Origin of the sequence: Streptococcus ovuberis (assembly GCF_012396585.1) — a bacterium.
Classification (GTDB): Bacteria; Bacillota; Bacilli; order Lactobacillales; family Streptococcaceae; genus Streptococcus; species Streptococcus ovuberis.
Genome location: NZ_JAAXPR010000005.1, coordinates 118,203 through 140,492, shown reverse-complemented (window position 1 = coordinate 140,492; position 22,290 = coordinate 118,203). Strand labels below are relative to the sequence as shown.

General features: G+C 44.1%; 19 protein-coding genes and 1 pseudogene. 2 read left to right on the top strand and 18 right to left on the bottom strand.

The features are described from left to right. Positions 1–44 precede the first annotated feature (44 nt). Together HF992_RS04565 and ypfJ are read left to right on the top strand one after the other, a co-directional pair. Positions 45–920, top strand: coding sequence for a MurR/RpiR family transcriptional regulator (locus tag HF992_RS04565; RefSeq protein WP_168548877.1), 876 nt, complete (start codon positions 45–47; stop codon positions 918–920). Positions 921–992: 72 nt separating this feature from the next. Next, positions 993–1,916, top strand: coding sequence for a KPN_02809 family neutral zinc metallopeptidase (gene ypfJ / locus HF992_RS04560; protein ID WP_168548876.1), 924 nt, complete (start codon positions 993–995; stop codon positions 1,914–1,916). Between the two features lie 137 nt (positions 1,917–2,053). Here the strand turns inward: ypfJ and HF992_RS11805 are convergent, their stop codons facing one another. From HF992_RS11805 to HF992_RS04475, 18 genes and pseudogenes are all read right to left on the bottom strand, one after another. Then, entirely contained in the window at positions 2,054–2,467 is a 414-nt protein-coding gene (locus HF992_RS11805; RefSeq protein ID WP_210729402.1) for a suppressor of fused domain protein, read from the bottom strand. Next, positions 2,464–2,742 (bottom strand): suppressor of fused domain protein, encoded by a 279-nt coding sequence (locus tag HF992_RS11800; RefSeq protein WP_210729401.1) that lies wholly within the window; start codon positions 2,740–2,742, stop codon positions 2,464–2,466. Before HF992_RS11800 ends, HF992_RS11805 begins: the two co-directional genes overlap by 4 nt. Positions 2,743–2,900: 158 nt before the next feature. Beyond that, positions 2,901–3,689, bottom strand: coding sequence for a Nif3-like dinuclear metal center hexameric protein (locus HF992_RS04550; protein WP_168548875.1), 789 nt, complete (start codon positions 3,687–3,689; stop codon positions 2,901–2,903). Then, a complete protein-coding gene (locus HF992_RS04545) occupies positions 3,679–4,359 on the bottom strand; it encodes a tRNA (adenine(22)-N(1))-methyltransferase (protein WP_168548874.1) in 681 nt (226 codons plus the stop codon). The genes HF992_RS04550 and HF992_RS04545 overlap by 11 nt, the downstream gene beginning before the upstream one ends. A 2-nt stretch (positions 4,360–4,361) precedes the next feature. Then, positions 4,362–5,042 carry a DnaD domain-containing protein gene (locus tag HF992_RS04540; protein WP_168548873.1) on the bottom strand — a complete coding sequence of 227 codons (681 nt, stop codon included), beginning with the start codon at positions 5,040–5,042 and terminating at the stop codon, positions 4,362–4,364. 9 nt (positions 5,043–5,051) lie between these two features. Further along, a complete protein-coding gene (metA, locus tag HF992_RS04535) occupies positions 5,052–5,996 on the bottom strand; it encodes a homoserine O-acetyltransferase MetA (protein WP_168548872.1) in 945 nt (314 codons plus the stop codon). Between the two features lie 92 nt (positions 5,997–6,088). Beyond that, complete coding sequence (locus HF992_RS04530) at positions 6,089–6,787, bottom strand: beta/alpha barrel domain-containing protein (RefSeq protein ID WP_168548871.1); 699 nt, start codon at positions 6,785–6,787, stop codon at positions 6,089–6,091. A 20-nt stretch (positions 6,788–6,807) separates the two neighbouring features. Next, a complete protein-coding gene (locus HF992_RS04525) occupies positions 6,808–7,320 on the bottom strand; it encodes an adenine phosphoribosyltransferase (protein WP_168548870.1) in 513 nt (170 codons plus the stop codon). A 194-nt stretch (positions 7,321–7,514) separates the two neighbouring features. Beyond that, complete coding sequence (locus HF992_RS04520) at positions 7,515–7,889, bottom strand: TIGR02328 family protein (RefSeq protein ID WP_168548869.1); 375 nt, start codon at positions 7,887–7,889, stop codon at positions 7,515–7,517. 16 nt (positions 7,890–7,905) lie between these two features. Beyond that, positions 7,906–8,523 carry an HD domain-containing protein gene (locus tag HF992_RS04515; RefSeq protein ID WP_168548868.1) on the bottom strand — a complete coding sequence of 206 codons (618 nt, stop codon included), beginning with the start codon at positions 8,521–8,523 and terminating at the stop codon, positions 7,906–7,908. A gap of 224 nt (positions 8,524–8,747) precedes the next feature. Then, complete coding sequence (gene recJ / locus HF992_RS04510; RefSeq protein ID WP_168548867.1) at positions 8,748–10,970, bottom strand: single-stranded-DNA-specific exonuclease RecJ; 2,223 nt, start codon at positions 10,968–10,970, stop codon at positions 8,748–8,750. Between the two features lie 222 nt (positions 10,971–11,192). Further along, entirely contained in the window at positions 11,193–11,534 is a 342-nt protein-coding gene (locus HF992_RS04505) for a hypothetical protein (protein WP_168548866.1), read from the bottom strand. A gap of 26 nt (positions 11,535–11,560) precedes the next feature. After that, positions 11,561–12,838: a DUF1576 domain-containing protein gene (locus tag HF992_RS04500; RefSeq protein WP_246201231.1), complete on the bottom strand. Its 1,278-nt coding sequence runs from the start codon at positions 12,836–12,838 to the stop codon at positions 11,561–11,563. Positions 12,839–13,010: 172 nt separating this feature from the next. Beyond that, positions 13,011–13,387, bottom strand: a pseudogene (locus HF992_RS04495) (transposase); the annotation flags it as partial. Positions 13,388–13,593: 206 nt separating this feature from the next. Continuing rightward, on the bottom strand, positions 13,594–18,264 hold the full coding sequence (locus HF992_RS04490) for an MAG6410 family transglutaminase-related lipoprotein (RefSeq protein ID WP_168548865.1): 4,671 nt from the start codon (positions 18,262–18,264) through the stop codon (positions 13,594–13,596). 169 nt (positions 18,265–18,433) lie between these two features. Then, a complete protein-coding gene (locus HF992_RS04485) occupies positions 18,434–19,105 on the bottom strand; it encodes an amino acid ABC transporter permease (protein ID WP_168548864.1) in 672 nt (223 codons plus the stop codon). Positions 19,106–19,137: 32 nt separating this feature from the next. Then, complete coding sequence (locus HF992_RS04480) at positions 19,138–20,031, bottom strand: transporter substrate-binding domain-containing protein (protein WP_168548863.1); 894 nt, start codon at positions 20,029–20,031, stop codon at positions 19,138–19,140. 206 nt (positions 20,032–20,237) lie between these two features. Continuing rightward, positions 20,238–21,683: an amidase gene (locus HF992_RS04475; RefSeq protein ID WP_168548862.1), complete on the bottom strand. Its 1,446-nt coding sequence runs from the start codon at positions 21,681–21,683 to the stop codon at positions 20,238–20,240. Positions 21,684–22,290: the final 607 nt, after the last annotated feature.

Below are 22,290 nucleotides of genomic sequence, written 5' to 3'. Positions count from 1 at the left end.
TGATACTTTGAACGATGGGATGAGAGAGGATAGAAAGGAGCTTTATGCTGATCACAGAGAAATTAGAGACCTGCCACTTTTCCCCTAGCGAGCAAGTAATCGTTGATTTTATACTCAAAGCCGGTCACCAACTACAATACCTCACAACCACACAAATCGCAGAGAAGACCTTCTCGTCTAAATCCACTTTAGTCCGCGTTGCCCAAAAACTGCATTTTTCAGGCTGGAAAGAGTTTAAAAAAGCCTATTTAGCCGAACTCAATTACTTGGATAAAACCTTGACCTATACAGATGCTAACTATCCTTTTACCAAGCACGATAGTTTTCCACGCATCGCCAACAAATTAGCCAAACTAAAGCAAGAAGTCATCACAGAAACCTTGGATCTGCTAGAGCCTAGTTCTCTTGATCAAGCTGTTCAGCTCTTAGCTCAAGCCCAGACCATCCACATCTTTGCTGCTAGCAACAATCTGCTCTTATCCCGAGAATTTGCCCTCCAGATGTCTCGCATTCAAAAAGATGTCCGAATCCATGATTTACATGGAGAGGTTAATTTTGGGGCTTACCTAGCTCATCCAAAGAGTTGCGCACTGATGATCAGCTATTCTGGAGAATCCAAGATAATGCTTCAAACCGCCGAAATTCTCTCATCACGTCAGATCCCTCTTCTCCTCTTAACCAGCCTCGGTGATAATCAGACAACCAGATATGCCGACGTTATCCTTCGTTTATCCACTCGTGAGAAGCTCTATTCAAAAATCAGTACCTTCGCTACAGATGAATCGATTCTCTTTCTTCTGGATATTCTCTACGCCTGCCTTTTTTCACTGGATTACGATACTCACCTAAATCTAAGAAAGGAAACCTCTCAAATTGTCGAAGCAGAGCGCGGTGCTTCTTCACATATTCTTCAAGAATAAGGAGACAAAGCTTTCATATTTGACCTTTTTAGAGTATAATAGATGAAAAGATTAATAAAAAATAGGTGATTTATGAAAATTGATGACTTAAAAGAAAGTCAACGTGTAGAGGACCGTCGTGGCAGCGGTTATTCTTCCAGAAGACAAGGAGGTGGCCTAACTGGCTCTGGGCTAGGAGGAAACCTGCTTCTTCAACTCCTTTTTTCATCAGGCAAAGGCAAGTGGCTTATCCTCCTTTTGCTCTTATTTGGCTTGATGGGGGGCGGATCAGGTTTTGGAGATTTTCTCGGTTTTGACACCAACGGTGGCTACTCTCAATCTTACCAAAACCAAACTGAAAGTACTACATCTACTATGACCGATAAAGAAGGAGTCTTTCTTAGCAAGGTCTTCCAAAGTACTGAAGATTTCTGGACAAAAGAATTTTCAAAAGAAGGGTTGAAATATAACCCACCTGTCTTAGTTATCTATGAAGGTCAGACAAGTACCGCATGCGGACTCGGATCGGCAGGCTCTGGTCCTTTCTATTGCCCTGGCGATCGCAAGGTTTACATTGACCTCTCCTTTTACCGCGAATTAACGACCAAATACAAGGCGTCTGGTGACTTTGCCATGGCCTATGTCATCGCTCATGAAGTGGGTCACCACGTTCAAACCGAGCTCGGCATCATGTCTGACTTCAATAAGGCTCGTCAAAAACTCTCCGAAAAAGAAGCCAATGCCTTAACAGTCCGCTTGGAGCTCCAAGCAGATTACTATGCTGGTGCCTGGTCAAAATATGTCGATGGCCAAGGCCTTCTAGAGGTTGGAGACATTGACGAAGCGATGACCGCTGCCCATGCTGTCGGAGATGACACCCTCCAGAAGGAGGCCTATGGAAGAGTTGTACCAGATAGCTTTACCCACGGCACTTCCGCCCAACGCCAAAAATGGTTCCACCGCGGTTATCAATACGGTGACCTAGCACATGGCGACACCTTCTCAGGAGATATCTAACCTTCTTTTCTAGCTGAGTCCTCACTTAGAATTCAATAGACCATTATAGCAATAACCCTCCTATGGCTAAAAGCCATAGGAGGGTTAACGCATCTTGCACAAGTCTTATATCTCCAAAGAGTTACTGTCGTATCCACCTAGTCCACATAGTCTTTTTCACGTTTCAAATCAAGGAGCAACATGGAATTGGCTTCCCTCATCTTGTCCACCAATTCTTTAACGCGGTATGTTTTTGGATTTTCCCATAACCAGTCCAATTCCTTCCGGGTCACCCCCACCATTTGTAAACATTGTACACTCCCGTGAGGGCTGTCAATTGTCTCCAATCGGACATCCGGAACAAAGGCAAGCCCAACGAGTTTTATATCTGTTTCCATACGAATAGGGGAATTGGCTGGGAAAAAATGATAAGGTTCGAACCACTTGCCAGATTCAAAAACATAACGTGCCAGATTTTGCATCAAGTTCATGGCCCAATAAGGGGCATGCTCTACTCTTGTACCATCTTGCCGCTCCGCTTGGCCATCCTCCTTATAAGGCAGAATTCTCATCGCCAACTCCCCCACTTGCTAAATTCACTGTCTGCAGCTTTGGGTTCAAAATAGAGTTCACTCATCTCATAACTGATGATATGGCGATGAAATTCCTGTTCTGCATTGTCATAAACGCTAAAACCATCTATGGGGTCTTTGCCTCCCATCATGTATTTAATCAGTGTGCCATAGTGACGCTCACTGCCTTTAGCATAGTACTTCCTCAACTCCACATCAATCGCTCCCCAACCTGGCGTATCATCCGAAGAGAAGGTTGCTAGATACTGCTTCACCTTGTCAGAAAAACCTGCTCTGACGTCTTCAAGTACCGAGGATTGATTAGGCTCCTCTTTGATGACCGTCGATTCGTTTGCTGGATTATTCTTCTTTTTTACACCAAATCATTTGGCCAAAAATCCCATACCTGCTCTCCCAAGTCAAGTCCATGTTGCTACAAATGCCAAAACGGATTAGTTGATTCTTGCGCCTCCACCACTTTCAGTTCCCAGTTATTTTCAGTTATCCACTGATTGAGAAGCTCTGCGATTTTACTGACAAAGAGAATTTCGATGTGATGCCCAGGATCAATAGCTAAAAGGCCATCTGTCAGCATCTCCTGGGCAGTATGGTAGTAGATGTCGCCTGTGATGTAAACATCAGCTCCCTTCTTCAGAGCATCCTTGTAGAAGGACTGACCAGAACCACCGCAGATAGCAACGCGGGAAATGGGCGGATTGGCACGATTATAGCTGACCAGACGGACGCTGTCTAACTGGAAGGTCTCTTTAACCTTCCTCGCCAAGTCTTCAAAGCTGGTCGTTGCGATATTCCCCACACGACCGATCCCCTGACCATCCGCCGTTTCCGATAGAACGTCCACATCGGACAAACCTAGCAAGTCACAGAACCAATCGTTTAATCCCCCTTCAACCACATCGATGTTAGTGTGACTAACATAGACAGCGATATCGTGTTTAACTAAATCAAGCACCATCTGGTTTTGCGGAGTAGCCATAAGATGTTTTAGCGGACGAAAGATTGGCGCGTGCTTGACAATGATTAGCTCTGCCCCCTGCTCAACAGCCTCGCAGACTGTCTGCTCCCTCAAATCCAAAGCTACTAAGACCTTAGTAATGTCCTTGTCCAACGTACCGATTTGCAGTCCGACAACGTCCCCCTCTAAGGATAAATCCTGTGGGCAAAAGGCCTCATAACGCTCAATTAACTGGCTAGCTTTCATGTAATATCTCCTTAATAGCATGAATGTTTTGGGCAATGGCAGAGCGGGTTTCCGCGTGGCGATCAGGGATACCAGCTAAAGCCTGCTCCAATTGTTTGAGTTCGTTCTCCCATTTATTCAAAAAGACTGGCGATTTTGCTTGACGCAGGAAGGGACCAAAGCGCAAATCTAAGTCAGACAAGGCTTGTTGTCCTTTTTCTGCCACTATGATTTCATAAATCTTGCCCTGCTCCTCCAAAATCTCCTCAGCCAAAATAGCATAACCAGATTGACTCAGCCAGCCGCGGAGCTCGTCCTCACGGTTATTGGGCTGGAGCACTAGACGATTCACCTTGGCTAACTTCTTTCCACCCTTGTCCAAAATTGAGGCAATCAAACGGCCCCCCATACCACAGATAGTGATAGTATCAATAGCATCTATCGCTTCAAAAGCTGCCAGCCCGTCAGCCAGACGAACTTCTATTTGGCTAGCAAAAGAGGACTTTTGAACATTACTGAGGGCAGACCGATAGGGGCCTTCCACGACCTCGCCAGCAATGGCGTAATGGATGGTCCCTTGCTCCAGTAAGTAGAGAGGCAGATAAGCGTGATCTGAGCCTACATCTAAAAGCCTTGCCCCTTTCGGGACAAAGCTTGCGACTTGTCTTAAACGTTTTGATAATTTTTCCATACTTAATCCTTAAAAAGACCCAAGGCTGCTTGATAGTCCGCCAAGTCAGCTAATCCCTGAGGCTGCATTTGTACCTCTCGCTCGGCCTGACGAGCCTCAACTTGAGCAAGGGTCGTAATGCCTTCTCGTCTCCAGTTTCTCAGAATCGCCTGAATGTATTTCCAATTGGCCTTGCCATTGAACACTGCCTCTTTAAGAGCCTCTCTAATCAGTTCAGGCGCCACATTCTCTTGGAGACTCTTTTCTAAGTCTTCAATCTCAAATGGGCTTAAGAAGCGTCCTAGCTCCCGCTCAAAGTCAGCCACTAATGCCTTTGCAGCATTTGAAAATGATGGCTCAGTATCACTTGAATCCGAAGCGTCAGCTAACAGAGTATCCAGCTTATCCAGGGCCGGGAGTGCATCAAAAATCATTTCAATTTCACCAGCTAGCTCAATTGTTTTGAATTCTAGCAATCCAGCTGACTGCAAATCCGAAATAGCTTGATTCACTTCTGCCACAGTCAGTCCAGTCGCCTGAGCAATAGTACTCGGAGCCAATTCCTCCAACTGTGAGGTGTTTTGGTAAAAGAAAAATTGCCAGACTAAAAAATCGTCTCTTGAGGAAAAAAGGTCCTTAAAATGGAAAAGTAAGGCAGCAGGTAAAACCACATTGCCAGACTTAAAATGTTTTGAATAACTCATTATCATTCCTTACAAGCTTGCTGATAGGAGAGGGTCCGATTGGATCAGTTGCCAATCATATGGGGTTTCCTGATAGACAGCGTAGTTGATCCAATTGCTAAAAAAGAGAGCCGCAGCCAGATTCCAACGCAGGCGAGGTTGGGTCGTCGGATCATTATCATCAAAGTAATTATGTGGAAGCCGAGGATTAAGTCCAGCCTCGAGATCACGGCTATATTCCTTAGCTAAAGTGTCCCGATCATATTCCAAATGGCCAAAACTATACACTTCCCGAAGATCCTTACTGGCTAAAATCGATAGCCCTACCTCCTCACCAGCGGCCAAAACCTCTAAATTATCCAAATCAGCGATGGCTTCTGGCAAAATGGTGGTATGACGAGAATGTGGCGCCAAGAAAACATCATCAAATCCACGCATGAGAGGATTGTTGGGGGTGAGGGTCTCTTGTCTGAAAATCCCTGATAGTTTTTGCTCCAGACGGGTCTTATCTACCCCATAACGTGAGTAAAGACCTGCCTGCGCTCCCCAACAAATGTGAAGAGTCGAATGGACATGACTCTTGGACCAAGCTATCACCTGATTCAACTCCTCCCAGTAATTAACCGCCTCAAACGGCAGATTTTCAACCGGAGCACCTGTGATGATCAGACCATCGTAATAGCGATGCTTGATTTGCTCAAAGCTCTTATAGAAGGTAGCCAAGTGATCCGCACCAGTATTTTTAGACGTGTGCGACACCATTTGTAAAAATTCCACATTAAGCTGCAAAGGAGTATTAGCCAAGAGACGAAGGAGCTGGGTCTCTGTCACGATCTTAGTTGGCATCAGATTAACAATCAAAACATCCAAAGGTCGAATATCTTGGTGGTTTGCCCGCTTATCGTCCATCACAAAAATATTCTCGGATTTTAAAACATCAACAGCTGGTAAATCTTGATGGATCTTAATCGGCATAAAACGCTCCTTCGACTCATTTTTCTTTCATTATACGGCAGAGCAACCTGATTTGCAAACACCTATTTTTTAGAAGTTGTTATAGATTTTAACTATACTTCTTTTAAATTTTCTTTTTCTTGTTTGCGGTATTTTTCCATCTTGGCCTTGAAAAGCTCTCCATTGCTTGGTGGAGTATAGGTGACCGCATTGGCACCAGCAGCGATGACGGCTCTGATGGTTTCCTCATTTGGACCACCTGTTGCCATAATCGGAACGTCTGGAAATCGCTGGCGAACTTTTTGCACAATTTCAACAGTTCGACTCCCACCCGAAACATTGAGAATATCAACACCAGCTTCCAAGCGTGACTTAATATCTGAATGCTCTGAAACGACTGTGTAAATAATCGGAATGTCAATCATCTCGTTCATCTTAGTGATGGTTTCGACATTGGTCGGGCCATTCGTCACCACTGCTAGCGCTCCTTCAGACTCTGAAAAGAGGCTCATATTGGCAGAGCGTGTCCCTGTCGTCAAACCACCACCAACCCCTGCCAAAACCGGAATGGTCGCTACCGACATGATGCTCTTTGCAATCGCTGGACTAGGGGTGAAGGGATAAACCGCCAAGACAGCATCCGCATTGGTATTGGCGATGATGGCCACATCTGTTGTAAAAATCACGGCACGAATAAGACGCCCATAAATTTTAATCCCTGAACACTCCCAAATCGCTTTAGGCATTTTGACAATGTCCTGGCGCAAATCAGACATTACTTTAGGCGCTTTTTGCACTTGTCCTTCTTCCATATTCGTCCTCTTTCAGGTTTTTAATAATGCATCAAAACCTTGTAATCATAATCACCGATCGCTTCACGACCCTTCAGGTCATCCAACTCGATGAGGAAGGCACAACCGGCTACGATACCGCCTAATCGCTCAATCATTTCAATCGTTGCCTTAACCGTCCCACCAGTTGCCAAGAGGTCATCAACAATCAAGACGCGTTGACCAGGCTGGATAGCATCTGCATGCATGGTCAAAGTATCCACACCGTACTCTTTTTCATAGTCTGCTGAAATCACTTCTCGCGGCAATTTTCCTGGCTTACGAACAGGTGCAAATCCGACACCTAACTCAAAAGCTACCGGACAACCCACGATAAAGCCGCGCGCTTCAGGTCCCACAATCATGTCAATCTTCTTATCTGTTGCATATTGCACAATCTCACGCACCGCATAGCTGTATGCATTCCCATCAGCCATCAAAGGGCTAATATCACGGAAAACAATCCCTTCTTGAGGGTAATCATCAATGCGAGCAATATAATCTTTTAAGTTCATTTAAGTTCTCTCTTTAAAAATAGTTTTTACAGTCTATTATAGCATATTCTCATCCGTTAGGGGAAATAAATTCCTCTCATCACAAGGGATATATGAAACTAAGAGACTTGGTCTAACTGATAGACTAGACAAGTAAAGCGGTTAATCTTTTCGATTCCAATCTCTGATAAAAGTACCTGTTTAGTGAGCCTTGCTTATCTTAACCCTTCTAATAAAATTCCCTTATTCTGTAAATTATCCAAGCATTCTTTGAAATAAGACTCCCCATGTTCGGGGTAAATAGGACTGGTGAGCGGGACTGGATTGATCTCTTGATAGGGGGGTGCTGTCTTCCCTCGGTAGCTTGGGTTAAACCAGGACTGAGCAGGTTGGTAACCCCGCTTAACCATTTCCTCCATGATGAGGACATGATATTGGTAGAGCTTATAGGGCGAATGTTCAAAGACATAGTTAACCGTGGCATGGGGTTTGCCCCAGCCTCTCCCACGTAGGGCAGCACATTCGCGGTGTTGCCCCAACAACTGCTGGCGAGGCAATTTTGTAATCAAATCTTGGTGCCAAAGGCGCATGGGTGTTCTCCTCTTATTAACGCTGGCCTGACCACTCGGCATAAAACTGCTCAAGATAGCTTTCCATAAAATGGTGCCTTTGCTCCGCTAATCTTTTACCATAGTTGGTATTCATTAAGCCTTTTAGCGTTAGCAATTTATCATAAAAATGCTGAACAGCTGTCTCCTCATCGCTATCAGGGTGGTAAATCAAGCGGCCTGTATGTCCCGAATAGGCCATGGTTCTTGCGATACCGATAGCACCCAAGGCATCTAGACGATCCGCATCTTGGACGACTTGCCCCTCAAGACTAGGGACCGCTTTACCTTCTTTCTGACTAGTGAAGGACATCGTTTCAATAATCTCTAAAATGTGGTCCTTGTCCTCTTTGGCCAGAGGCTGATTGTTTAGCCAGGCTTCTACCTTTTCAAGTCCAGCTATTAAACTATCATTGAATTTCCTGTCCGCCACATCGTGGAGCAGCGCAGCCATTTCACAAATAAAGTGATTGGCACCTTCTTCCCCAGCAATTGTCAAGGCCGTCCTTCTGACACGCTCAATGTGCCACCAGTCATGACCGCTACTGTCCTTTTGACACAGTTGACGGACATGGTTTTCTGTAACTTGGATGGTCTCTTTTTGGGTCCTGTCCATTCTGGTTCCTTCTCATTCCTTCAATCATTTTTCTTGTTAACGAGGGACTACAACTGCCAACTATTTCGTCTTTTGGAGAACAGATCCATCTTGCCGAGTTGATAGCGATAGCGGTCAAACAAAGCATGATCCAACTGTCCTGCTTCAAGCGCCGCCTTTACAGCACATTTAGGCTCTGTCTCGTGTTGGCAGTTGCTAACAAGTCTACTGCACCTTGAATCAGCTCACTTTTCGTCAGAATCATCCTCTTTCTCCTTCAACACCGCATACATCTCCTCTGGCGTCCCCAATGCCATCAACTCCTGAAACTTGACCGTTTCGACCAAGTCTTGATAGATCTTGCTGTCGGTAATGGGCCTTTTCTCAGCTGCTTTATTAACCGTCATAACCCCATCTGTGATCGTCACAAAGCCTAATTCTTCGAAGATTTGAATCATCTTGACCAAAAGAATCTGATCGATTTTGAGAAAATGGCTGAGCGCCTTCAGCTTGTAACGAACGTCAAACTCTGGAAACTGGTAGATAGTCTTGTAGAGCTTGGCATATTGGTCACGTGTCCCATAGCCAGACAGGTAATAAGGAGTTTTAATGGTATTCTTGAAATAGATGGCCTCAAAGGTTTTGCCAGCAAAGAGGGACTGTAAATCCGCCAACTGATCAGGCAACTGGTCAATAGCAACAACGGAATTGATGGTGTCCGCTGTCAAGATTGGTACACCTGCTGGCAGAGCAAGATTTTTAGACCTGAGATCATAGAGTTGAACGCCATTCACTCGGACATCGACCATCATCAATTGCAGACTGGTGTTCCCGTTCCACTGATTGACCGACAGGGTCACTGCAAACTCTAAATCCTTAAGTTGACTCAGCTCTCGCACATAAGCACCATAGCCAAAGGCTACTAAATCCATCTCCGTCTGGCCTTGTTGCAGACGAAGTTTTAGGTGGGCATTGTCTTGCCCCATGGCTCTGGCATTGACCACTTTGGCCTGACGCAGGTAAAAGACCGGCTGCTTATGCTCCATGCCAAAGGGAGCTAATTTGTCAAGGGACTTAATCGTATCAAGGCTTAGCTGGTCCAGAACTAACTCTTCGTCAAGGAGCAACTGGGATTTCTGAGATAGATCTATCTCTTGTTCACGGATGTAGGTCGCAAGAAGGTCTGCTAGAGCGTCTAACTGCTCTACAGGTAGAGTCATGCCAGCCGCTCCGCTATGACCGCCAAAGGCGGTAAAAATCGACTGATGAGGGGACAGGGCTTCAAAGAGGTTAACCGCTTCTGTTGAACGCGCCGACCCCTTGGCAGATCCATTCTGGATGCTTAGCACAATAATCGGCTGATGCAACTCCTCTAAGAGCCGGCCGGCAACGATACCTAGAACGCCTGGATTCCAGCCTTCCTTAGCCAAAACTTGAGCAGGGCGCTTCATATCCACCATAGCCTTGGCTTCTTCGTAGATGGATTGGACAATTGTCTTGCGCTCCGTATTTTTTTCCTCAATGAGCTGCGCAATCTGGCTAGCTAAATCATCGTCAAAGCCAGTCAGGAGGTCAATCGCTGGATTGGGGTCGTCTAAGCGTCCAAGCGCATTGAGACGAGGCGCTAACTGAAAACCGACGGTCTCTTCTGTCAGGCTAGTAGGATCAATACCTGCTAACTGGAACAATTCTTGCAAGCCCATTCTTTGAGTACGTTTGAGGACTTCCAAACCAAATTTGACCATCGCGCGGTTCTCACCCGTCAAAGGAACCATGTCTGCGATTGTCCCGATTGCCACCAAATCCAGAAGGTCTACATTGATCTCTTCTAAAAGGGCACAGGCCAATTTAAAAGCCACCCCGCAGCCTGCTAAATGCTTGAAAGGATAGTCGGTCTCAGGGTGTTCTGGATGGACAATAGCAAAAGCTTCTGGTAGCTCTGCTGGTAAGCTATGGTGATCGGTCACAATGACATCAACCCCTTGCGCCTGTGCATAGGCAATCGCTTCATGCCCAGCTACGCCATTATCCACCGTTACAATCAGGCTAACTCCCTGTTGATCAATAAAATACTTGTAGACACTCTGATTAGGTCCATACCCATCTGTAAAACGGTTGGGGAGATAGACCTCGCACTCAGCTCCAAGCTCCTCCAGGGTTTCCTTAAGAATGGAGGCACTAGTCATGCCATCGGCATCGTAATCACCATAAATCAAGATAGGCTCTGCAGTCTCAATCGCTGTTCGAATACGGGCCACAGCCTTTTCCATATCATGCAACAAATAAGGATCGTGCAAGTCTTCCAAAGCAGGATTTAAAAATGCTGCTAAAGCAGCCTCATCCGTCACGCCCCTAGTATAGAGTAACTGAGCGGTTAAGCTGTCTAACCCCTCCTTTTTGGCTAATTTCAAAAAAGCCTGGTCCGGCTGCTGATCCTTGATAATCCACTCATACTTTGATGAAATCATTCTAATCTCTTTTCTGCTCGTAGTCCTACTATTGTATCAAAATCAAACAGATTTTCCTACCCAGACCTAGGAAAATCACGATATAGACCAGAGAGCTCTGAATGCTTATCGTTTCCTAGTTCTAAAGTCTTCATGCTCTAACCCTGACCAGTAGCAATATCACCTCTACTTGATGGGCTAAATAGCACAAAAAAGCTAGCCTAAACAGCCAACTTTTCGTTTCTAACCAATCTTACGTCTCACTTTGAGCGTTAAAAGCCCCTCTTCATGCTCAATACAAGCCTCATCAACCGCCTTACCAAGAAGCGTGTAATCGTGATCTGTGCCATGACCGCCAAGAAGCGCATTGTAGTACTCATCAATCTCTACTTCACGGTCTATGCTCAAATCTCTAAGCAAATGTTCAAAATGACTGGGAACATCCTCAGAAGGCGTACGAATAGATAGTTCGAATTTCTCTCTATCCAGATTGAAAGAGACATCAAACTGATAATATTTATGTTCCAAAAAATAGCCGATCAACTCCTTCATTATCCGAGTCGCCTTGCTTTTTTCATTAATCATGACTAACCCCTCACTTGGTTCTTCTGTTATTCTATCGAAGATGCCTTACGCCAATTAAAATTCTCCAATACGGGAATCATAAATGCTGCAACAAATCCGCTGGAAAAGCCATTGTTATAAAGGCTCAATCCTAAATGAAGATCGATGACACTCTGGGCCACATTGAATTGTAAAAACCCAGCAATCATCCCCACTAGTATACCATAATATCCTGCGATAGGGGCTAAAGATGTGCCAAATAACAAGGATAAGGCAAAACCTATACTGGCAAAAGACTTGTCGGAAAAATATGCTGCTAAAATAATCCCTGCTGCAATCGGAAGCGTATTCCGTAAATGTTTCCCAAATCCTGCAAAACCAATGACCGACAAGAGCCCGCCTGCAGTTGGACCATTCAAACGGATCCCCAACACTAGCAAAAGACTCAAGTACACCATCCCAAGGAGCCCCATGTTAAAGAAGGTCGTCCTGCGTCCGTATTTGATTACAAAGTCGTCTGGCAAACGTCCTACACGACGATTAAGCTTGATAAACTTGGTCTTAAAATCCTGATCATCTAAACCAACAGTTGCCAAGATTAGCATGAGCAAACAGATAGAGATTAAATAAACTAAGATATAGTTGTGAGCAGTCGTACTCACCAATTGTGCGCTAGGAATTTCCAAGCCAAAATAACGCAGGCAAGCATAGCTAAAGAGACCGATCACACCTCCTGTAAACCCTATATTGTAAAGGGTATACCCTTGGTGAAATTTCAAAAAATCTTCTGCCAGAGGTGGCGTGATAAACCCTAGCCCGATGCCAAAAATAAATCCAGTTAACACAGAGAGTAGACCACCACTGGCAAACATCAGGTAGGAGACCGTTGGTGCTGTACACGTTGCAAATAAACTGACCGAGGTATACAGCTTAAACGACTGACCAGATTTTCTGGCATAAAGGATAACCCCAAGAATAATGGGAAGGATATTTAACAGATGCGTCCCAAAAAGTGAATGACCCGCAAAAATACCGATTGCTGCTAGTTGAAAACCCGTCAAATGGGTCAAGTTATTCCTGACATTCAAGTAATAAGCAACCCCAAAATGCAGTGCTAGATTGACAAAAGTGGCCGAAGGACCAGCTACTTCAAAAAAATCATGAATCAGATATGTTTGGTGGGTAAGCAAATGCCAATAATCTTTCCACCAAGTTGTCTTAGCAGGCGTAAAAAGCGCAAAAACAAAGGTCGCAATCGCCAACAAAAGCAAGTAATCTTTTTCCCAATCTAACCGTAATCCTCTTTTTAGTGATCTCTTTATCATGCACAAGTGCCTCCATTTAAGACCTATCTTTTATACTACAGTACCCTAATTTTACTGAGTTTGCAAGGATTTTTAATGTCTTTTTTAATCGCTTTCACCTATAAAGAACGCATGCAGTTTATACCCGTCTTTAAAACTATACTATGAGAACGTCGAAATAGCGCCGATGCGTTTAAGGGGAATAACGTATTGTCAAGAAAGAGGCTGGGCAAAAACTAGCTTCAAAATAGAACCACACTGTGATTTCTGTCTTGAAAACAATCAAGAAGTAAGAATCATAGTGTGGTTTTTGATTTTTAGCAGCCAAATTCTTAGCCAATTTTGTGCGATTCATGCTCATGAAAAGGAAGGCAATCTCTGTCTGAACCGCTTGGTGACGTCGAACGTGAACCCTGCGTACGCCAAAAGAACTCTTCAATCGGCCAAAAACGGGTTCGACATCGATTTTCCATTTGCGTAGATACGAGGGCCTGCTTCGCCATGCAATGCGTCCTTGATAAGGCCCTTAAAGTCATTCCAAGTCGAATTGTAATGGATGGCTTTCCAGTTGTTTTGGGATTATGATAATTATAAACCATGACATAGGAAAACGGGCATCTCCAACTGCGAAATGCCCGTTTTTTCTATTCTGAAACTAGTTTTGCTCAGCCTCTTTCTGGTTTGAACGTTTCTAATCAAGCTTAACCTCAGTCACATCGATTGAAGTCACTAAATCCATAGAATCACTCTTAATGTTTAATCACTTTAAAAAGTATCTATTCCTTTTTATTGCCTCTTCTCAGATAAGCTATGATAAAGAGTAAAACACCTGCCAAGATAGTTGGTATAATAAACCCAGCCGTTGACCCTTGCCCATTTCTAGTTTTCTTTTGGGAAAGGTTTTCGACTCTCTGAGAAACTCCTTGGGTAGATTGGGGTGTTTTCTCAGGTAATTTTTCTATCTGCTCGGTCTTCTTATCTGTCCCTTCCAGATTTTTATCACTTGTCTTGAGTGTCACCTCTTTTGGCTTATCCTCGGCCAAAGCTTGGGGAACAGCCGATTGCTGGCTTGTTATGACTGGCGCCACCAATAAAACTTGAGGCTCTTTTTGCTCACTTTCTGCTGTCAGTCGACTTTCAACATTAGACAGACTCTTCGCGTTAATGGAGCTTTCTAAGCGATCTATTACTCTATCGCCCTGGCGAGTAAGATTCTCATTTTGAACTTCTTGCAATCCGTTGTCTATTTCAGCTAGTTTCATGGGAGTATGCTTACGATTGACCTTCACTTTGGAGGCTGCAGTTTGGTTTCTCTGTGCTTTCTCCTCTTTGGCTTTGCGTTCGACTTCGGCTTGTTGCGCCTTTTCTTCTTGCTTGCGTTTGGCTTCTTCTTGACGAGCTTTTTCTTCAGCAAGTGCACGGTCGCGTTGGGCTTGCTCTTCTTGCGCTTTGAGCTCAGCTTCACGTTGAGCTTCAGCCTGCTTCGCAATTTCTTCTTGCTCACGCTTCACTTGTTCTTGACGCGCTTTTTCTTCAGCAAGTGCACGCTCGCGTTTTACTTGCTCTTCTTGCGCTTTGCGCTTAGCTTCGGCTTGACGTTGGGCTTCAGCTTTGCGGTCAGCCTCGGCTTGACGTTCAGCTTCACGTTGAGCGCGCTCTTCTTGGGCTTTGCGTGCGGCTTCAGCTTTGCGTTCTGCTTCAGCTTGACGTTCAGCTTCAGCTTGGCGTTCGGCTTCGGCTTGACGTTCAGCTTCGCGTTTGGCTTGTTCCTCTTGAGTTTTGCGTTCGGCTTCAGCTTGGCGTTCGGCCTCGGCTTTACGCTCAGCTTCAGCTTGGCGTTCGGCCTCAGCTTTGCGTTCGGCTTCAGCTTTGCGTTCGGCTTCGGCTTTGCGTTCGGCCTCGGCTTTGCGTTCGGCTTCGGCTTTGCGCTCGGCCTCGGCTTTGCGTTCGGCTTCAGCTTGGCGTTCGGCTTCAGCTTGGCGTTGGGCTTCCACTTGTTTCGCCTTTTCTTCTTGCTCACGCTTCACTTGTTCTTGACGCGCTTTTTCTTCAGCAACTTTGAAGTACTTTTCCCAGTCTTCCGTACCTTGAGATAAGGTGTTGATGAATCCGATATGGGAACCAACACCTTTTTGGTGATAGCTAGTTAATTTGAGCTTACCTTCATGTTCCTCAACCCGATAGCGCCGGAGTCCTACCTGGCTATTTGGGTTTCTTAGCACAGGCTCACCACCATCATCCGAGTCTGAAACATAGATGGCGACGACTTTCCCATCTTTATCGAAATCTGCTCCCCATGCAGTTACGATATGGCCAGTAGCTTCAGGGTTAGGATAATAAGCAACACCTATGGCTTTTCCTTGCTCTAAAGCTGTTTTGATGCTCTCGCTAAATTGACTATGACTATAGATGCTTTCGTAATGTGTCAGCGGTTTTCCTCCAAAAACCTTTCTGAAGAAATTGATTCGGCTTGTTAATTCATGACTCGGTATAGTAGGGTTCTGCATACTAGAGCTTTGATTGTAGCCGATTCCATTTATGTATAGGTCCAATATTTTATTTGTCCATACAGAACTGTGCGGAAAGGCTTGTTTTACAATGTCAAAGAATTGGCTTTGGTCACTGTATCCTTTCTCACCTTTGTAGACCTCGCGAGCTTTCCGAAAATCAAAATTTGTATTTTTAACAGTATATGTGCCGTTGTCTTTATTTTCATTCAAATAGCGATCAATGTAGGCTTTGTTTCGGTCAACCCACCAGTGTAACATATTCGTTGCCACGGCACCGGCACAAAGATCGCCATCATCATGACCGTTCTTATTGATGTCATACCATCCTTGACCAGCAGAATGCTTAGTGACAAAATATTCTGCGTCTGTTTCTGTAACCTTAACAAACTCATGGTCTTCAACATTGACACCCTTTACCCATTGTGTTTTTGCTACTTTTTCATCTTTTTTTGCTTCAGCAAACTCATGGGCGCGTTTCTGAGCTTCCGCTGTTTGTTGAGGAGTAGATCCTTCATTTTTCAATTGTTGTTCAAGAGTAAGGGGTTTTTCTGTATGAATAACTTCCTCTGTTTTAACAACCTCGGTTACTTGAGGAATTACAGGCTCTTTGGTTGTTTGTTGCTCAGGCTCGACTTGACGTTTTCTGCGTATTTTCTTCTGCTCTTTTTTCTGCTGTTTTTCTTCAGCTTGACGCTTCATTTCCTGAGCCTTGGCTTGTTGTTTGGCAATATTTTCCCCAGTTGCGTCTAACCCTTCCGTTACAGTAACGGTTTTAATGTTAGAAGCTAAATATTCACCAGTAGCCTTAGTGCGGATTTCATAGTCACCTTTGACAAGATTAGTCAAAGTATTGCCAGTGCTGGTAATCCAATCATTATCTCCTTTACGGCGATACTCTGTTTGTCTATCAATGCCGACAATCTGATTCCCCACTGCCTTAGCCACATCTGGGTCGCTTACTTTTTTAACTTCTAAATGCTGAATCGGTGAAGCAAATGCTGAAGTTGTTTCTGGTGTACGTACGTAAAGATTAGCGATAGCGATGTTATTTAATTCGACACGTTCCTTCTCAATACGTATCCATTTGTTTGGACCAATACGATACTCCATACCAGGTTTGACATTTGAAAGATAGCCAGTATTTTCTCCAGTAGCGGTGAATATAGCCTCTGGTTGTTCATGGCGTTTTGATTGGATATTAATTTTCTGTGTAGGTTTATCAAATTGATACCCATATTTTGTTAACTTTATCTCTATCTGGGAATCCGCCATTGATTTTGGACTATCAAATGTTAATTTGTATTCATCATTGCTAATTTTAACAACATCTGTCAGTCTAGCATCTTTGACTATAATGTTTCCTGCATCAAGTTCTAATGCTTGGTTTAATTTTACTGTGACTGTAGACAATCTTTCGTTTTCTTGAGGTGCTACTGAAACGATACTATCAACAGAGACTTTCTTCTTATTCAGCTCTTCATTTGTCGGATAGACTCTTGCTTGGATACGATAAAAATTATAGGCGCCATAGCGAGTAATATGGGTTTGGAATAGCCCATGGCGCAAAAGATCAGCTAGTTTATCATGAACCTTGCTTTGAGAAATGCTATTTGGAGTCATTACTTTGAAAACATGAGGCTTGATGTTAGCAGTTGTTTCATGATACTGCCTTGCTAAAACAGTTGCAACCTCTGTTTCAGTTTTTGCTAAAATCCCCTCTTCCTCAAAACCATAGTACCGATAACGTTCACCCATATCATTTTCATCAAAGGCTTTGAAATATTTTCGCTTGGATCTGGGAGTCAATTCAAAATCTTTATCGTGAATCAAAAAGTGCTCATATTGATGGTAGCCTCTATCAGTATGCGCCAAATCATCCCAAGTAGCGTCCACATGATACCATTTGCCATCAAGTTCAATCATGTTCCACAAATGATTCTGACTACCAACGATTCCTCCTTGCTTTGTATGGCAGGGAATCCCCATCTTGTCCATCATTAGTTTAAACGCTTTTCCATAGCCAGCACAAACGGTTCTACGTTCAATCAAGGCAGAGTAGGCACTTTGGTCTTCGCCTGGTCTGTCAACATATTGAACGTTATTAACTAGCCAATCATGAGCGGCTTTGGCCTTTTCAACATCTGATAAATGTTTGAAATCTTTGATGATTTCGTCTGCTTTGGCATTAGCCTCCCTATCTTGCTGAATGGCTTTCATCTCCTCGGTTCCTGGTAATTTGACCAAGGCACGGTACAGATGTTTATTGTGTTCAGCCCAAAGCTCAACGGTCTGAGATTTTGTATGTGTGTTTAATGAAGTAAGTGTCCCATCTTTCTCAAGGCGAAGAAGATTCGTATTGTCTTCGCCTATGATGGTTGTCTTCTCAGGGCCATAGACTTCTGTTTTTGGATAGTTAACCCGCACATACCAGTTTATTTCGGATGGCTTTTCTTTATTTTCAGTGCGGGATACTAGGTCTAACTTTACACTCTTCTCATATTCAAGCGTTACGTCTTTTTGTGAAAGTTCGTATTGCTCATCTTCGTAATAGTTCGGAGCAGGAATTTCTAAAATAGCTTTTTTAACCTCTTCAGGAGAGGCCTCAGTTACTTTGGGAGTTTCTTCAGCTGTCATCACATCATCAGCCGCAAGAGGCTCTTCAGAAACTTCTTCGTCTACTACCACTGGGTTCGTTTTGGACGCTTCAATAGGCTGATCAATCTCTTCACTAGCCACTGTTTGGCCAAGGCCATCTTGATCTACTGTCGCATTTGAATGTGAGATAAGGGCGACTGTTTCAGGAGCGTTTTCTGCCGCCTGAACACTCTGCATACTTCCAGCTAAAAAGAAAAAACCAATCAGAACGGAACCGACACAGGCACTCGTTTTTCTAATGGCATAGCGTCTCTGAGGGTCTGCTTTTTGATAAAAATTCATTGAATACTCCTAACCTGATTCTATATTTTTTTGGAATCAATATACCTTACCCATTATAACTTTTTTGAGTAAATAGCATGTCATCTCAATCTATTTTTTATCTGTTTTTTCACCATCAAAAAACAGACGGATTATATCCATCTGTTTTTCGATCTCCATAAGATAAGGCTTAAGCGCTATAGGCAAGTTTCTTTTCCAACTGAGCCTGACCAATTGCATAGAGCGTACAAATCACCCAATAAACCAAGGCCACCAAAATATAAACGGTCATATAGTCTAACTTAGCACCACCGACCTGCTTGGCCATGTTAAAGATTTCAGGAACAGTGATCATAGCCGTCACTGACGTCGTCTTGACCATATCCAGTAGAACATTGCTTAATGGAGGAATAGCGATTCGAATGGCTTGGGGAATAATGATGGCACGATAAATCGTTGGCGTCTTAATCCCTAACGCTCTAGCGGCTTCCCATTGACCAGAGTCAACCGCTGAAAGCGACGAGCGAATAATCTCCGCAATATAGGCACTGGACATCATGGTAAAAGCTACGATAGACGCCGTAATCGCATCCAATTCGACCCCGACAAAGGGAAGGCCATAGTAAATCAAAAAAAGTAGAACCATCAGTGGTGTTCCCCTCATCAGGGAAATATGGATATTGACCAACCACCTAATTGGCGCGATTTTTGACATCTTCATCAAAGCGATAAAGAAGCCTACCATGGTCCCCAAAAGAAAGCCTACCAAAGAAAGAGCTAAGGTATAAGGTAATCCCTGCAATATTTTTGGCAAGGCTTCTGGAACTAAAGAGAGATCAAAAATGGCTTCCCATTTAATCATTTCCTTCTCCTTTTGAGGCTAAAAAGCCCGGGTTAATCTTTAATATCTGAAACATCAACAACTGGCAGGTCTTCTGCTCCTTCAGCTGGTTGAGTCAAGTCTTGACCTGCATAGTATTTTTCAGAAATGGCCTTTAGTGTGCCATCAGCCAGCATTTCTTCCAGCACCTTGTCCAGCTCTTTTTTCAGACTGTCATCACCTTTAGCCATTACAATCCCTGATTTGTTTGGATTGTATTTCGCATCACCCATTTTCACTTTGATGTCAGGGAATTTAGACGTAATAAATTTAACCGCAATAACCTGTGTGAAATAGTCGTTTGGAATAAAGTCTGTCCGCCCTGTCGACACATCACGAAGGTAAACATCATTGGTCACATTGTCATAGATAACTGGCTCAGCTCCCAATTTTTTAGCAATTTTCATAAACTGCGTACCTGCGCCGCCACCAGCTTTCTTACCTTTCCAGTCACTGAGGTCAGCGGCACCAATTCCAGAAGAACCATCTTCACGTACGATCATCCCGCTGTAAGAATATTTGTAAGGGATTGAAAAATTGTATTTTTCTTCTCTCTCTGGTGTAATGTCAAAGTTATTAACGGCAATGTCAACCTTACCACTATCAACCGATGCAAAGGCTTCTGCCACACCGATTTCTTGGTATTCAATTTCAAGGTTTAAACGCTTGCCGACTTCATTAAGCATATCAATTTCATAGCCAATAAGCTCATCTTGATCGTTGTGATAGCTCGTTGGGAAAAGGGTTCCTGGTGTTGCTACTTTCAAGACACCAGCTTCTTGGACTTGTTCCCAAGCCGTCGGTTCAGCTGTAGCAGAACTGCTTGAGGTATCCTTGGCGGTAGTTGAACAACCTACCAAAACGGCAGCACTGAGAGCTGCTAATGAAGTCAATAATTTCTTTTTCATTTGGATGGTCTCCCTGTTTTTTATTTATTGGCTACCACTTCCCCAGAAACAGCAAGCCAACCGTTTTAATATATCATATCCCCACCTAATTCTCAACTGTTCTGCTTAACTTTTTTCACAATCTTTTGGATTCAAAACCCCAAAAAAACTTGTATTACAAAGAAAATTTAGCTGTTGTTTGCAAAAATGTCTTTAATTTCACAAACTCAAATCATATCTGCTCCCTCAAACAAATCTGCGACCTGAAGCAATAACTCTTCTCTGCCTTTAGCTGCCAAGAACTGAATACCGATTGGAAGGCCGGCCTCATTACGGTAAGTCGGTAGGGAAATGGCTGGCTGACCTGTCAAATTGGCTGGTATGGTAAACGGCGTCCAAGCCAGACTATCCGCAAACATCTCCCAAATCAAGTCTTGTTGTTGCTCCATTGGAAATTCTCCCATGGCCAGCAAGGATTCTTGTAAGTTGTCTGAAAGCGTAAACTGGCCATGCTTAGGGGCAACTCCAGCGGTAGTAGGCGTCAAAAGGAGGTCATAATTCTCATGAAAAGCAGCGAATTGCGCGGTATACTGATCCCAACGGTTCAAGGTTTGACTATACTGTTTAGCTGGTATGGTCTGGCCACTTTTATAGATTCCCCAAGTCATCAGCTCCATATCATCAGGTGTCATCGGACGCTGCAAGCTCTGTTCAATCGTGTCAAACATGGCTGCTGTTTCCACGCTGTTCATAACATAGTAGTCTTTAATCAAATCTGTATGGTCTATCGGATAATCGGTTAACTCGATTAAATCATGTCCCATTTGAGAAAGAAAGGAGACAGCCCCTTCCACCGCAGCAACAGCCTCTCTGGACACCGTTTGCCCAATAGGTGACAAGGCTGAATACGCAATTTTAAGTGGCCTTTGCCATTTCCTTTCAAAAAGGGTCTCCTGCGACAAGGTCGGTAAAACAAAAGGACTTTCCATCTGGCAGGTTTGTGTGTAATAAAGCAATCGGCGCGTATCCCTGACAGATTTGGTCAAAGCAAAATGCACCGAAGCCCCTTGCCAACCTCGATAGGAGCCTGGCCCTACAGGAATTCTTCCACGGCTGGTTTTTAAGCCAATCAAGCCATTAAAAGAAGCCGGAATTCGTATAGAGCCTCCACCATCACTGGCCCCTGCCAGTGGTACCATGCCGCTGGAAACGGCTGCTGCCGCTCCACCACTTGATCCACCTGCATTGCGACTGAGATCCATCGGTAAATGTACAGGTCCGTGAAGGCTACTATCACTGATATTTTTAACCCCAAATTCTGGCGTATTGGTCCGCCCGAGAATGATAAAGCCCAATGCTTCAAACCGCTGGACTAAATAATCCGTCTGCTGGGCACGGTAGCTCGCAAATAAGCGTGAACCAGATGTTGAAGGCTGACCAGCCTGATTTTGACCTAAATCCTTGAGTAAGATTGGAACCCCTGCAAATGGTTGCTCCTTAGAAAAAGCTTGTTGTGAGCGCTTGATTGCCTCTTCATATTGCTTGTTAACAACAGCGTTAATGGCTGGATTGAGCGCTTCGATCTTAGCAATCGCTTCTTCTACCAACTCCTTAGCTGAAACTTCTTTATGACGAACGGCCGTCGCCATAGCCGTAGCATCTTGATACATCAAAACTCCTTTCCAAAAATACCAAAATAGAGTGCAGGGAAAACGAAAATAGGCCAAACTCTTAAGAAAGTGACTAGGCTCTGCTTTTCGTATCATCTAAAACCTGTCTTCAACGCACCTTGCCACTTGTCAACCATCCGTTATTAATTGTTCCCAGCTATACAGCCAGTATAGCTGCAAAAATCCACCTAGAAAAGAAGTAAAAAAGTGGCCATTGGCCAAATCATCTTTAGGAATACAGGTGCTAACAATCGAACATGCGCTGCAAGTTAATGCATTACTTTTGCTTCTCAAAGCCCTGTACTGCTCTTGCTTTCTCTGCTCTGAGCAACGGGGCTTTTCCTATAGGAATAAACCCAATCTATTTCCTGACCTTTATCCAACACACTCTAGCACATTTCTATTTATCTGGTTCTAGTATAGCACAGCCCATTAAAAATTCCCTTGAAAACCCACGATAAACACAGCATCTCTTTTTCTCACTTTTCTCCCTAAACGCCAAGACCTACCCGAAACAGTTATCGCTCCTGTCAATATCGTCATTGGCCGTGCTTACGTCGATAGATTCTCCTCTTAGAATTTCCAGAGGGCATCTCCAATCCCAATGACA